The organism is Oceanicaulis sp. LC35 (assembly GCF_052055585.1).
Lineage (GTDB): Bacteria > Pseudomonadota > Alphaproteobacteria > Caulobacterales > Maricaulaceae > Oceanicaulis.
Genome location: NZ_CP170485.1, coordinates 2,237,776 through 2,250,927, shown reverse-complemented (window position 1 = coordinate 2,250,927; position 13,152 = coordinate 2,237,776). Strand labels below are relative to the sequence as shown.

The window sequence follows — 13,152 nt, the reverse complement described above, 5'->3', positions numbered from 1 at the left end:
ATGACAGTCAGGGGATTGGAAGACTCTCTCTCTCTCGGTCCTCGGGCTTGCCCCGGGGACCCAGACCAATCGATCCGCCGCATGGGCCTCCGGATCAAGTCCAAAGGCCGAGAGGTTGGGTGTACTCTTCCAATCTCCCCACCCGTCATCCCGGCCCTGAGCCGGGATCTACTGCAGGCGTCTCTGTGATCAGAACAAAGCGTTTCCGGCAGATCCCGGCGCGCTGCGCGTCCGGGATGACGGAAGTCATCACAAGTCATGCGCGTATCCTTCCGACCTGCGACAACCCAAGCGCTTGCCAAGATTTCTCCTGTTGGCGATAGTGCGTGCAATGAACATGGCCTCAGGGGGGAAACTGTGGCGTTTAAGGACAAGATCGCCGATGTGGCGAAGCGTCTGGAAATGGTGCGCTCCCGCACTGATCTGGGCGAGGAAGCGACCAAGACATCCATCGTGCTGCCCTTTCTGAGCGCACTTGGATATGACGTGTTCAATCCCAATGAGGTGCATCCCGAATTCATCGCCGATGTGGGCGTGAAGAAGGGTGAGAAGGTGGATTACGCCGTCTTCCTTGAAGACAAGGTCGAGATCATTGTGGAGGCCAAGCCCTTCACCACCAGCCTTCAGGACGCGCAATACAGCCAGCTCTATCGCTATTTCGGCGTGACCGAGGCGCGCATCGCGCTTCTCACCAATGGCGCGGAGTTCTGGTTCTTCACCGACATTGATGCGCCCAACAAGATGGATGAGCGCCCTTTCTTCAAGTTCACGCTCGGCGCCTATGATGACGGCGATTTGCGAGAGCTGGAGAAATTCGCCAAGACGCAATTCTCCATCGACCAGGTACGCTCCACCGCCGCCAGCCTGAAATATACTCGTTTGGCCACCCAATACCTGTCTGAACAGATGGCCGACCCGGAGGATGAGTTCGTCCGTCTGGTGGGCAAGTCCTTCTATGACGGCAATCTCACCGCCAAGGTGGTCGAACGCCTCAAGCCCAATGTGAAGCGAGCCTTTGATGACCTGATCCGCTCGCGGGTCCGCAGCCGACTGGAAGTGGCGCTCGGCAATGACGAGCCCGAGGTCGAAGAAACGGAGAGCGAGTCAGAGGCGTCGGGCGACGGCATCGTGACGACCGAGGAAGAGCTGCAAGCCTTCTACATCATTCGCGCCATCGCCGCTGAAATCGTCGATCCCTCCCGCATCGCGATCCGGGACCAGAAGAGCTATTGTAGTGTCCTGTTTGATGATAACCGCCTGAAGCCGATTGCGCGGTTATTCTTCGATGGGCGGACGAAGTATGTAGAGGTGTTTGGCAACGAGAAAAGCAAAGAGCGAATTAATATTGATCAAATCTATGATGTATACAAATTCAAGGATAAAATTATTTCTATAGTTGGAAGTTATTGCAATGACAATTAAATCAATTCATAGTTATTTGGTGCCTGCTTATAAGGGAAAAGAAGGCGAGCCAATTATTAATGGCGCAAGTGTCCCTTTGAGCGGAAAGCTCTACGAATTGTTGCGCGGAATTTATGAGAGAGTTAATAAAGACTGCAAGATAGATATATCATTCAATATATCTGACGATGGCACTCAGTTTAATGCCATTAGAGAGCTTTTGATTTCCCATTTGTCTGAAAGTTCAGAGCTTTCAGGTAACATGATTGCGAAAAAGCTAGCTATTAGTACTACAAATCGATCCGGACTAGGTCTCCTTTTTCTGATAGTAGGTGAGGAAGCTGATAGGGAAAGAATTCTGGTTTCCAGGTTTCCTGCAGACCACGGAATATTGGCTGAGCAAGTAGGTGCTCGTCTGGATTTATCATTTATAGAAAAAGTATTTATGAAGAATTCCAATGCTTTTAAGACGGCATTTTATGAAGACTCTTCCAGAGATCGTGGGTTCTGGAAGGGAAGGGCTATCGACAAGCAAATAAATAGTAAGGATACAGATATATCAGAATACTGGATTCATGAGTTTCTCGAATCTGATTTTATGACTACCTCTGCTGAGGGAAGTAGGAGATTGGGTTTAGCCATGAGAAAGGTCATGCAAAATTCTGATGATATGGATGTAAAAAAAGAAATATCGGCGGCAGTCACTCTTTCTGGAGGCTATTCGGGAAGAACATTGTCAGTCGAAGATTATTGTGAGCAAATGGGATTTTCTGATAAAACAAAAGAAGCCATACAAAAAGAAATCAAGAATACCAAGGTTATGGCTGAAAGTTTTAAGTTTGATTCTGTAGAGTTTGGAAGGCAAGTTCAATTTAAAAGTATGGAACTGAATACGGGTGCAATTCTATCGGCTCCGGCTGATTCATTTGATACTATATTTGAGCGCGAAATGCTGGGATCGGATGGAAAATTTCGCTTTGCTACTGTTGGCCATGTGGTTGATGAGCGATTTAGGAAAGTTAAATGACCGATCTTGAGGAACAGTATAGGCTAAGACGTTTGGAGGTGTTGTCACCTGTGGCGTCTTTGATTGAGGAAAGATTCAAGGATATACTTGATGGAATTCCCCGCATAGATCGGATTTGCTCTAGGGCAAAGTCTGCAGATAGGTTTGTCGCTAAAGCAGTATCAACCACTAATGGAGAGCTTAATTATAAGAACCCATTAGTTGATATTCAGGATCAAATTGGTGTTAGGGTAATAGTGTTCTATAAGAGCGATATAGATCGCATAATACCTGAAGTGGAGAAGTATTTCAGGAGAATAGAAGTTAAGAGTTTAGTGCCTGAATCTGAATATGAGTTTGGATATTGGGGGCGGCACTATTTATTGTTGGTGCCAACGGACTTGGTTCCTGAGGGAAGAGATTTAGATTGCCCAACTGTGTTCGAGTTACAAATTAAAACATTGTTTCAACACGCATGGGCTGAGGCGAACCACGATCTAGAGTATAAGTCAATGTATGGTGACTTAAGTTCATCGGAGAAAAGGCAGGTGGCATTCACAGCTGCTCAGGCTTGGGGAGCTGATGAACATTTTGATGCGCTCTTCAAGGCCAGATTAGAGAGAAAGAGTGGCTAATTCGACGCGTTATCTGATAGCCCCCCCTAAGCCCCCTCCAGCTTCTTGATCTCATCCCTTAAGCGCGCCGCTTCCTCAAACTCCAGATCCGCTGCGGCTTCGCGCATGCGTTTTTCCAGATCGGCGATGGTGGCCTTGAGATTGTTGGGTTCGAAGCGGGCCTGATCCTCGGCGACGGCGCGGTCGCGCTTCTTGTCCCGCTTTTTCCCGCGGCCCTTGGCGGTTTCTTCCATCACGCCTTGCAGGATGTCGCTGACGCCGCGGGTGACGGTGCGCGGGGTGATGCCGTGCTCCTGGTTATGGGCGATCTGTTTCTCGCGGCGGCGCTCGGTCTCCTCCATCGCCCGCTCCATGGAGCCGGTGATGCGGTCCGCATAAAGGATCACCCGCGCGTCGGCGTTCCGCGCCGCGCGGCCAATGGTTTGGACGAGCGAGGTTTCAGAGCGCAGGAAGCCTTCCTTGTCCGCATCGAGAATGCCCACAAGGCCGCATTCGGGGATGTCGAGGCCCTCGCGCAACAGGTTGATGCCGACGAGGACGTCGTATTCGCCCAGGCGCAGATCGCGGATCAGCTCGATCCGCTCCACCGTGTCGATATCGGAGTGCATGTAGCGGACCTTCAGGCCCTGCTCGTGCATGTATTCGGTCAGATCCTCGGCCATCTTCTTGGTGAGGGTGGTGATGAGGGTGCGATAGCCGGTCTCGGCGGTTTTGCGGGCCTCCTCGATGATGTCATCGACCTGGCTCGAAGTCTCGGTCTGCACCGGGCGCACTTCGACCGGCGGGTCGATCAGGCCGGTGGGGCGGATGACTTGCTCTGTGAAGACGCCGCCGGTCTGGTTCAGCTCCCACTTTCCGGGCGTGGCGGAAACGTGGAGGGTCTGCGGGCGCATGGCCTCCCATTCCTCAAATTTGAGGGGGCGGTTATCCATGCAGGAGGGCAGGCGGAAGCCGTGCTCGGCCAGGGTGCGCTTGCGGTTGAAGTCGCCTTTGTACATCGCGCCCAGCTGGGGCACGGTGACATGGCTTTCATCGATGAAAACCAGCGCATTGTCGGGCAGGTATTCAAACATGGTGGGGGGCGGCTCGCCGGGCTTGCGGCCGGTGAGATAGCGCGAATAGTTCTCGATCCCCATGCAGGAGCCGGTGGCTTCGAGCATTTCGAGATCGAACTCGGTGCGCTGTTGCAGGCGCTGGGCTTCCAGCAGCTTGCCGTTGGCCTCCATCCACTGGAGGCGCTCGCCCAGCTCTTTCTTGATGCCGACAATGGCCTGATTGAGCGTCGGGCGCGGGGTGACATAGTGGGAGTTGGCGTAGACGCGGACTTTCTCGAGATCGCCAATGGGGGCGCCGGTGAGAACCTCGAACTCCTGAATGCGCTCGATCTCGTCGCCGAAAAAGCTGATCCGCCAGGCGCGGGCGTCATAGTGGGCCGGGAAGATTTCCAGCACATCGCCGCGCAGGCGGAAGGTGCCGCGCTGGAAGGCGGCGTCGTTGCGGGTGTATTGCAGCGACACGAGGTCGCGCATGACCTCGCGCGGATCCTTTTCCGCCCCCACCTCCAGATCGAATACCATGGCGGTGTAGGTCTCGACCGAGCCGATGCCGTAAATGCAGCTCACCGAGGCGACGATGATGACGTCGTCGCGCTCCAGGATCGCGCGGGTGGCGGCGTGGCGCATCCGGTCGATGGCCTCGTTGATGGTGGATTCTTTCTCGATATAGGTGTCGGTGCGCGGCACATAGGCTTCGGGCTGGTAGTAGTCGTAGTAGGAGACGAAATACTCCACCGCATTATGGGGAAAGAAGTCGCGAAACTCGCCGTACAACTGCGCCGCCAGCGTCTTGTTCGGCGCCAGGATCAGAGCCGGACGCTGAACCTTTTCAATGACTTTCGCCATGGTGAAGGTCTTGCCTGAGCCGGTGACGCCAAGGAGAACCTGATCTCTCTCCTGCTGGGAAATGCCCTCCACCAGCTCGGCGATCGCATGGGGCTGGTCGCCGGCGGGTTCGTACTCGGAGACCATGCGGAATTTCTGGCCGCCCTCGGCTTTTTCCGGACGGTCAGGGCGGTGCGGGGTCCAGTTGGCGGGCAGGCTCAGCGGATCCTTGATGGAGCCCTGCACAGGTTTATCCATCACGAAATCGGCCTGGGCCATGTCCTCGACGCCTTGCGGGGTGAGGGCGCTGTCGTCTCGGGTCAGTTTGGGCATGGGCGCAATATGGGGGCGTGAAAGCGGGTTGAACAGGGGGCGCGGGGCTGCAAGTCTTGTTTAACCGTTTCTGAGGCATTGTGCATCGCAAACAAATCAACCAGCAGGGTCGCTAAAGCGCCATGTCCCAAGGCAGTTTCGAACGCATCCGGGTGCTTATCGTCGAAGATAACGCCCATATGTCCTCGATCTTGCGCACCATCCTGCAAGGGTTTGGCGTGCGCTCGGTCATCGAGACCCGCGACGCGGCGGACGCCTTCGAGCTGATGCGCAACGCCAACCCGGATCTGGCGCTGGTGGACTACATGCTGGGCGATGTGGACGGGCTGGAATTCACCCGGCTGATCCGCACCGCATCGGATAGCCCGAACAAGTATCTGCCGATCGTCATGGTGTCGGGCCATACCGACCGCTCCAAGGTGCTCGAGGCGATCAATGCGGGCGTGAACGAATACCTCGCCAAGCCGGTGCGTCCGGTGGATCTGTACAATCGCCTTGTCACGCTGATCGAGCGGCCGCGGCGCTTTGTGAAGACGCCGGGATATTTCGGTCCTGACCGCCGCCGCCGTCAGGATCCGCGCTATACCGGCCCGATGCGCCGCATCAGCGACAAGGAAGGCGGCGAGGGCTAGCCCGCAGCCTCCAGAAGCGCACCGATTTCGGCGTCGGTCGTGCACCAGCTCGTGACGAACCGCGCCGACCCGTCCGGCCAGCTGTAAAAGCCCGCCCCCGCATCGCGCAAACGGGTCGCCAGCGCCTCTTCCAGACGGATGAAGACCTCATTGCCCTGGGTGGGGTGGACCAGCGCGGCGCCGTCCAGCGCGGCCAGCCCCTCAGACAAACGCCGCGCGGCGTCATTGGCGCTGCGCGCCAGCTCCAGCCACAGCCCGTCCTCAAGCCAGGCCCCCATTTGTGCGGAGACAAAGCGCATCTTGGGCAGCATCAGGCCCGCGCGTTTCTGGTGCGCCTGTAGCCGGGGCAGATGATCCTTCACGCTGGGGAACAGGATGACCGCCTCGCTCGCCAGCGCCCCGTTCTTGGTGGCGCCCAGGCTGAGAATGTCCACACCCGCCTTCCACGTCATCTCGGCTGGTGTGCAGCCCAGCGTGACCAGCGCATTGGAAAAACGGGCGCCGTCCATGTGGATTTTCAGGTCGCGCGCCTTGGCCTGCCCGATCAGGTTGTCCAGCTCATCCAGCGTATAGGCGCATCCTGATTCATTGAGCTGGGACAGGCTCAGCACGGCGGGCGGCGTTGCATGCACGAAATCACTGGGCCATTGCTTCAGCGCATCCGCCAGCGCATCGGGGCTGATCCTGGCGTGGTCGCCCGCAAGCGGAAGCAGCTTGCCGCCCTTTGTGAAGAATTCAGGCGCGCCGCGCTCATCGCGATGGATGTGCGCTTCGTCATGGCAAAGAACCATGGCGTCGGGCGGGCAGAGCACCGAGAGGGCCAGCGCATTGGAGGCGGTCCCGGAGACGGTGAATACCACTTCGAGCTCGGTCTCGAAGATGTCCTGAAGTCGCTGTTTCACCCCGGCGCTGACCGCGTCTGCGCCATAGCTTGGCGCAAATCCTTCATTGGTTTCCACAAGCGCATCAAGCAATGCGGGATGGGCGGGGGCGGTGGTGTCAGACAGGAAATTCATGACGCCAATGAGCCGCAAACCTCATGCGTCGTCAACGGGCTGCATCGGCGTTCAGGCCGCCCTGACGTCAGCGCCAGCCTCTACAAGCGCATTCAGGGCCTTGTCGTTGATGTCGGCTGCGAAGCTCAACCCGGCTTCATCATTCTTCACCCAGACGACCGTCGCACTCTCGTTGAGCGCCGGGCTGACGATTTTGACGGTCTGACCCTCTTTCAACCCTGCACAGCTGATGCGGATGCCCTGATGGGAGGCATTGATCAGCGTCGCTTTCAGCCGCTGGCCATTGACCTCGATTTCAGCGTTATACCGGGAGGGTTGACGTTCCTCACGCCGGCTTTCCGCAGCGGCGACCGCCTGCTGGACGATCCTGGGAATGGAGGAATTGGCGTCCTGAGCGGTCACAGACATGGTTTGCACCAGCTGGGCCATGCTGTCTGCATCATCGGCGGAGCGGGTGGTCATCTGGACGAGTTCCGCAATGTCGGCGCTGACGCGCGCCAGGGCCTGCCGGTTCTGATCCACAAAGCTCGACAGGGAGCCGGTGGACGCGCTCTGCTCTTCCATGGCCGCAGCCACAGACGCGGTGACCTCACCGATATTCTCGATCGATTGCGTGATGGCGTTCATGGCTTCGACGGTGGATTGGGTGCGACTCTGGATCTGGGCCACCCGTTCGGCGATCTGGGTGGTGGACTGGTTGGTCTGGGCGGCCAGCGCTTTCACTTCGCTGGCGACCACGGCAAAGCCCTTGCCGGCGTCACCGGCGCGCGCAGCCTCGATCGTGGCGTTCAGCGCCAGAAGGTTGGTCTGTTCGGCGATGTCGGTGATCAGGCCGATGAAATCGCTGATCTGCTGCGCGGCTTCATTCAGCTCCTCAACGCTCTGGCGCGAGCGGTCGGCTTCGCTGATGGCGTTGCGGGCGAGGGCGTCGCCACGTGTGATCTGTTGGGTGACTTCACCGATTGCGGCCGACAGCTCTGACGCCAGTTCTGCGGCGCGTCCGGTGTGTTTGACGTTCTGCTCGGTGGCGTTGGTCACCTGCGAGGCCGTTTTGCCGGCCGTTTCCAGATTGGTCCGGATCGTTTCACTGCTGGCGCTCAAGGTCTTGGCGGCCTCAGCGACAGAGCCAACCGATTCAAGGGTCGCCTTCTCAACATTTGAAGCCATCTCGGTGAGAACCTTTCGGCGCTCACGCATGGCGTCCTGTTCGGCCTTGGCGCGTTCACGCACCGCTTCCTCGCGATCTTCGGTCGCCTGTCGGAAGGACTCGGCGGTCTTGGCGAGCACGCCGATTTCATCGCCCCGGTCCGCGCCCTGGATCTCGACATCCATATCGCCCGACGCCAGCCGCCGCAGACATTCGGTAATGCTGGCCAGAGGTTTGACGACTGACCACATCAGGGCCGCTGCGGCCGTCAGGGTGACCATGACGACCAGAAGTGTCAGCACAAGCATGAAGAGTGCGCCATTTCGCGCTTCGGCTTGTTTTCTTCCTGCATTGGCGATGATGCTCTGCGCCAGTTCCTCCTCCAGCCCCATCAGCAATTCGATACGCAGCGTCGTCAGCTCGAACCATTCAACGCCGGTCATGCTGGATAGGGGCTCTCCATAGCCGGCCGCCACGATGTTCAGTCGGGCGTTATCGACTGATTGCGCAGCAGGTTGAGCCAGCACAGCGTCAAGTCGGTCTCCCCACGTCTCACCCATCAACTCCCTGAATTCCAGGAAATAGGCGCGCTGTTGAGCTGCGAGATTGATGGCTGTCTGGTGGCGATCAGGAGAAATGGAACGCGAGGCGTAGATGTTTGAACCGACGGCGCGTTCGATGCCCGCTTTCTCCTTGGCTGACATCAGATTCAGAAGTCCGACCATCTGACCTGACAGTTCGCTGGACGTGCCCATATGAGAGAGTTTGGCGACTGTCTCCAGCATGGCGGTGATGGTTTGCGTATAATGTCCGACGGTGTCACCCAGATTCAGGTTGAGAGCGTCAATCTGGGAGCGATGCGATGACAGTTCCGCCAGAAGCTCATCCACATGTATCAGGGCGGTGTTCAGCTGAGGGTTATCAAGGGCTGCGCCTGCCTGTCGCCGCGCTGTGACATAACGCGACAAGGCGCTGTCAGTCGCCGTGCGCTGGTCATTCATCAGGGTCTGATAATTGGCGCCCCCCTGGCTGCCTACAAATCCAGCGGATCGTCCGCGCTCTCGCTGTAGCTCATGAACGAGTTGGGAGATGTCCCGATTGAAGTGTGAGGCGCGTTCAACCAGCGCCATCTCCTTCGACACGCCCCATTGCTCGAACACAAGGCTGGTTGAGAAAAACAGCAGGGCAAGAGTCGGCAACAGGGCAGATGCAATCATCCGCCAGGTGACGGGGATATTGGACAGCATGGCTTCAGCCTCCAGAGAGCGCTTTGAAAGCCTTGCCTGCTTGGGTTGATGGGGGCTTAATCACTCGCGCAGAGGGCGTGGTCGGCCTTGTGAGTGAGGCGCGCTAGTCAGGACCCGGCAGCGGGTTGCCCAGATTGTCTGTGCGGCTTTCAAGGTCGCGCTGCATGGCGCGGTTCACGCCCGGAGTGTTGATCGCGTCGCGTCGTGACTCGCGCAAGGCGAGCATAATGCGTTCAACTTGCGAGGGATTTGCCCCAAGTTGCTGGAGCTGGAAGGCCATGCGATCCATGTCCTCCAGAAATTCCGGGGGCTCTTCCCCGAGCCCCTGAAGACCGAACTGCGCCAGCCTGGCGGAGTCAGGGTTGGGACCATCCGGGCACTCACCGGCTTCCAGATTGGCGGCGGAAGAAGACAGGCAGAAGCTTTCCCTAACGGCCTCCCGAACACCGTCCAGAGACAGGACGATGCGGAAATCATCAGGATCAAGCCGGGTTTCAGCCCGCGCCAGGATGTCGGCGAAACTGGGGGGCGGCGGCGCCCTGCGGCGTTGCCCGGGTCGTTGCTGGGTGGTGCTGACCGGGGCGTCAGCGGATGCATTGCCCGGTGCGGGGGCGGCTCCGGTTCGCGCCCGGCGCGGTCTCGTGGAGGCCGGTTCGGGTGAGGGCGCTGAAAGCCCGTCCTCGGACACAGCTTCAACGGTGTCCCGCTGAGTGGGCGCCGGTTCGGGTTCTGACGGGCTTGCTTCAGCGACAGGGGCGGGCGGTTCAGCGCCCTCGGCCTCATCCACGGGTGCGGGTTCTTCCAGCGCGGGATCAATCGCTTCGTCGCTCAGAGGCGGTTCGACCAGTTGGGCGTCGCTATCGGCATCCGCAGCGCTGACCGTGTAAAAACGCACGTCCAGTCGTTCGACCTCTCCGCGGATGCGCAACAGCTCGCCGGGCGGGGTGGAAATAAGTAGCGCCAGAAGCCCGGCATGCAGGCCAAGAGCCAGACCGAAGGGCAGACCGCGCCGCGTCGCATCGCTGAGCCGGTCGCGGCCAAGGGCGGAAGAGAGGGTAGAGGGCAGGCTCACGACGCAACAGATGAGGCCATTGCGCCGGGCTTTCAATCATCAATCAGTCAGAAGCTGCGCCCGAGGCGGATGAGTAAAAGGAGTCGCTGGCCACATAGAGCGATTCAGCGCTGGCCGGTCCCGCATGAAGGGTCCATCCGATAGCGAGCAGACACAGAGCGGCGAGGCAAAGCCCAAGAAGTCCGGCGCTGGAAGTGTCGTGTTTCATGATGCGCCCTCCCCGTTGGCGACTTGATGAACCTGATGCCAGCTGGATGAACTGGCGATGAATCAACTCTCACGCGATGTCTGGGCGCGTCTGGGGCCCAAATCGGGCGCCGGTGTGATCAAATGTGTTGATTTGCGGGCAAGGCGGTTGTCCGCGTCAGCAAGGGTATTACGGTGGCGACGAACAAGCCGAGGACGCCGCCATGCTGACCGCCTATCTGGGACCTGAGGGCAGTTTCACCCACCAGGCGGCGTTGTCCCTCGCTCCTCAGCCCACCCATCTTGATCCGAAAGCGGGGCTTGTAGAGGTGCTCGACGCCCTGCGCACCGGCGCCGCGCGCTACGCCGTGGCCGCCATCGACAGTGCGGCGGGCCCGATCGCCGAGACCAAAGAGGCTGTGGCGGAGGGTTGGGCGGAAATCCTGGGCGAACACGAGATAGCGGTCAGTTTCGACCTCTATCGGCGCAGGGATGACGAAACGCCGCTGATCGGGATTGTCGGTCATGAAAAGGCGCTGGCGCAGCTGCGCGCCTATATCGACAACAACCGCTTGCGTACGCGTGTGTTTGCTTCAAATACTGCCGGCCTGACGGGGATTGGAAATGAGTCTGAACCGGGCTGGGGCGCTGTCGGGCCGTCCGGCTTGGCTCAAGCCTATGGTTTGCGGGTGGCGGGGCGCGCCCTGGAGGCGCCGACCCGACTGGTGACTCGCTTTGTTTTGTTGCAGCGTAAGCCGGCATGATGCGCCGCAGCGAAGGTTTTGATCGAGGAGATTTCCATGTCCGCTTCCGCCTCTGACCTGTTCCGGTCATCAGAAGCGCTTTCGCGCGTTCAGCCCTCTGCGACCATTGCGGTTAGCCAGAAGGCGCGCCAGCTGAAGGCGGAAGGCCGGGACGTGATCGGTCTCGGCGCGGGCGAACCGGATTTCGACACGCCTGATCACATCAAGGAAGCTGCGATCAACGCCATCCGTTCGGGCCAGACCAAATACACCAATGTGGACGGTATTCCCGAGCTCAAAGAGGCGATCTGCGCCAAGTTCAAACGTGATAACGGGCTTGAGTATACGCCGTCTCAGGTGAACGTGTCGCCGGGCGGCAAGCCGGTCATCTACAATGCCTTCCTGGCGACGCTGGATCCCGGCGACGAAGTGGTGATCCCGGCGCCGTACTGGGTGAGCTATCCGGAGATGGCGGTGATGTGCGGCGCAACGCCGGTCTTCGCCTCCGCCGGCGTTGAGGATGGCTTCAAGCTGACCCCGGAAACCCTGGAAGCGGCGATCACGCCCAGGACGCGCTGGGTGATCCTGAACTCACCGTCCAACCCCACCGGCGCCGCCTATACGGCCGAGGATCTCAAAGGGCTCGCCGCGGTGCTGGAGCGTCACCCCCAGGTGCTCATCCTGACCGACGATATGTATGAGCACCTTGTCTATGATGACTTCGAGTTTGCGACGATCGCCCAGGTCGCGCCGAACCTTTATGACCGCACGCTGACCATGAATGGCGTGTCCAAGGCCTACGCCATGACGGGTTGGCGCATCGGTTACGCCGCGGGTCCGGAAAAGCTGATCAAGGCGATGGCCAAGGTGATGAGCCAGACCACCTCCAATCCCTGTTCGATCAGCCAGTGGGCGTCAGTGGCGGCGCTCAATGGCGATCACAGCTTCCTCAAGCCGCGCAACGCCGCCTTCAAGGCGCGCCGGGACGCCATGCTGTCCAAGTTCGAGGATGCTCCAGGCCTGATCGCGCCGACGCCGGAAGGGGCGTTCTACATCTTCGCTGATTGCGGCGGGCTGATCGGCAAGACCTCCCAGGGCGGGCATTTCCTGAAGACGGATCTGGACGTGTGCGAAGCGCTTTTGACCGAAGAAGGCGTGGCTGTCGTTCCGGGCACCGCCTTTGGCGCGTCCGCCGGTTTCCGTCTGTCCTACGCCACTGATGATGCGGCGCTGGAAGAAGCGGGCAAGCGTATTGTCCGGTTCTGTCAGGCCGCAGTGGGCGAATAGAGAAAATCTATAGCTCTGTTCGATAAACTCAGTTGGATTTTAGGGGGCGGCATCTCCACATTCTTCATATGGGTTTCACCGCAAAGGAGGCGGCAATGGACATCAATATGGGTCTGAGCAAGGAACAGCGCGAAACCATGGCCAAGGCGGTCACGGCTTTGCTGGCGGATACCTATGCTCTGTATTTCAAGACGCACGCCTATCACTGGAACGTCACCGGTCCGCGCTTCCACGATCTGCACACCATGTTCGAGCTGCAGTACACGGCGTTGTGGACGGCGACGGATGAGATCGCCGAGCGTATCCGTGCGCTGGGCGTTCTGGCGCCGATCTCCTATGACGAGATGGCGGCGTCCGCGAAGATCAAGCATGACAGCGCCACCCCGGACGCCAACACCATGATCGCCAATCTGGTGGCCGGTCACGAGCAGGTCGTGCGCACCGCACGCGAAGCTCTGAAGCTGGCGGAAGAGCACGGCGATGAAGCGACGTCCGATCTGGTCGCGCCCCGTATCACCGAGCACGAGAAGACGGCCTGGATGCTGCGCGCCACTCTGGGCTAGGGCT

At 59.0% G+C, this 13,152-nt stretch carries 12 protein-coding genes; 7 read left to right on the top strand and 5 right to left on the bottom strand.

All coding sequences use genetic code 11. The features are described 5' to 3' along the window. The first annotated feature begins 357 nt into the window (after positions 1-357). The 3 genes from ACFELO_RS10825 to ACFELO_RS10815 are packed head-to-tail and all read left to right on the top strand — an operon-like array spanning position 358 to position 3,042. On the top strand, positions 358-1,422 hold the full coding sequence (locus ACFELO_RS10825) for a type I restriction enzyme HsdR N-terminal domain-containing protein (protein ID WP_440957780.1): 1,065 nt from the start codon (positions 358-360) through the stop codon (positions 1,420-1,422). Beyond that, the gene (locus ACFELO_RS10820) at positions 1,412-2,428 is read left to right on the top strand and encodes a hypothetical protein (protein ID WP_440957779.1); all 1,017 of its coding nucleotides are present in this window, start codon (positions 1,412-1,414) and stop codon (positions 2,426-2,428) included. The genes ACFELO_RS10825 and ACFELO_RS10820 overlap by 11 nt, the downstream gene beginning before the upstream one ends. After that, positions 2,425-3,042 carry a GTP pyrophosphokinase gene (locus ACFELO_RS10815; RefSeq protein ID WP_440957778.1) on the top strand — a complete coding sequence of 206 codons (618 nt, stop codon included), beginning with the start codon at positions 2,425-2,427 and terminating at the stop codon, positions 3,040-3,042. The genes ACFELO_RS10820 and ACFELO_RS10815 overlap by 4 nt, the downstream gene beginning before the upstream one ends. Before the next feature lie 26 nt (positions 3,043-3,068). Here the strand turns inward: ACFELO_RS10815 and uvrB are convergent, their stop codons facing one another. After that, complete coding sequence (uvrB, locus tag ACFELO_RS10810; protein ID WP_440957777.1) at positions 3,069-5,255, bottom strand: excinuclease ABC subunit UvrB; 2,187 nt, start codon at positions 5,253-5,255, stop codon at positions 3,069-3,071. Between the two features lie 122 nt (positions 5,256-5,377). Between uvrB and ACFELO_RS10805 the strand changes: the two genes are divergently transcribed. Continuing rightward, positions 5,378-5,887 carry a response regulator gene (locus tag ACFELO_RS10805; RefSeq protein ID WP_440957776.1) on the top strand — a complete coding sequence of 170 codons (510 nt, stop codon included), beginning with the start codon at positions 5,378-5,380 and terminating at the stop codon, positions 5,885-5,887. Here the strand turns inward: ACFELO_RS10805 and ACFELO_RS10800 are convergent. The 4 genes from ACFELO_RS10800 to ACFELO_RS10785 form a co-directional block, all read right to left on the bottom strand. Continuing rightward, positions 5,884-6,903 (bottom strand): threonine aldolase family protein, encoded by a 1,020-nt coding sequence (locus tag ACFELO_RS10800; protein ID WP_440957775.1) that lies wholly within the window; start codon positions 6,901-6,903, stop codon positions 5,884-5,886. The two genes, ACFELO_RS10805 and ACFELO_RS10800, sit on opposite strands and share 4 nt — an antisense overlap. A gap of 51 nt (positions 6,904-6,954) precedes the next feature. Further along, positions 6,955-9,297, bottom strand: coding sequence for a methyl-accepting chemotaxis protein (locus tag ACFELO_RS10795; RefSeq protein ID WP_440957774.1), 2,343 nt, complete (start codon positions 9,295-9,297; stop codon positions 6,955-6,957). 103 nt (positions 9,298-9,400) lie between these two features. Next, positions 9,401-10,369 carry a hypothetical protein gene (locus ACFELO_RS10790; RefSeq protein WP_440957773.1) on the bottom strand — a complete coding sequence of 323 codons (969 nt, stop codon included), beginning with the start codon at positions 10,367-10,369 and terminating at the stop codon, positions 9,401-9,403. A gap of 43 nt (positions 10,370-10,412) precedes the next feature. After that, positions 10,413-10,577 carry a hypothetical protein gene (locus tag ACFELO_RS10785; RefSeq protein ID WP_440957772.1) on the bottom strand — a complete coding sequence of 55 codons (165 nt, stop codon included), beginning with the start codon at positions 10,575-10,577 and terminating at the stop codon, positions 10,413-10,415. Positions 10,578-10,779: 202 nt separating this feature from the next. On the opposite strand from ACFELO_RS10785, the gene ACFELO_RS10780 reads away from it, so the two are divergent. The 3 genes from ACFELO_RS10780 to ACFELO_RS10770 all read left to right on the top strand — a co-directional run bounded on the left by ACFELO_RS10780 (position 10,780) and on the right by ACFELO_RS10770 (position 13,148). Continuing rightward, the gene (locus ACFELO_RS10780; RefSeq protein WP_440957771.1) at positions 10,780-11,319 is read left to right on the top strand and encodes a prephenate dehydratase domain-containing protein; all 540 of its coding nucleotides are present in this window, start codon (positions 10,780-10,782) and stop codon (positions 11,317-11,319) included. 36 nt (positions 11,320-11,355) lie between these two features. Beyond that, a complete protein-coding gene (locus tag ACFELO_RS10775) occupies positions 11,356-12,585 on the top strand; it encodes a pyridoxal phosphate-dependent aminotransferase (RefSeq protein WP_440957770.1) in 1,230 nt (409 codons plus the stop codon). Between the two features lie 95 nt (positions 12,586-12,680). Next, positions 12,681-13,148, top strand: coding sequence for a Dps family protein (locus ACFELO_RS10770; protein ID WP_440957769.1), 468 nt, complete (start codon positions 12,681-12,683; stop codon positions 13,146-13,148). Positions 13,149-13,152 lie beyond the last annotated feature (4 nt).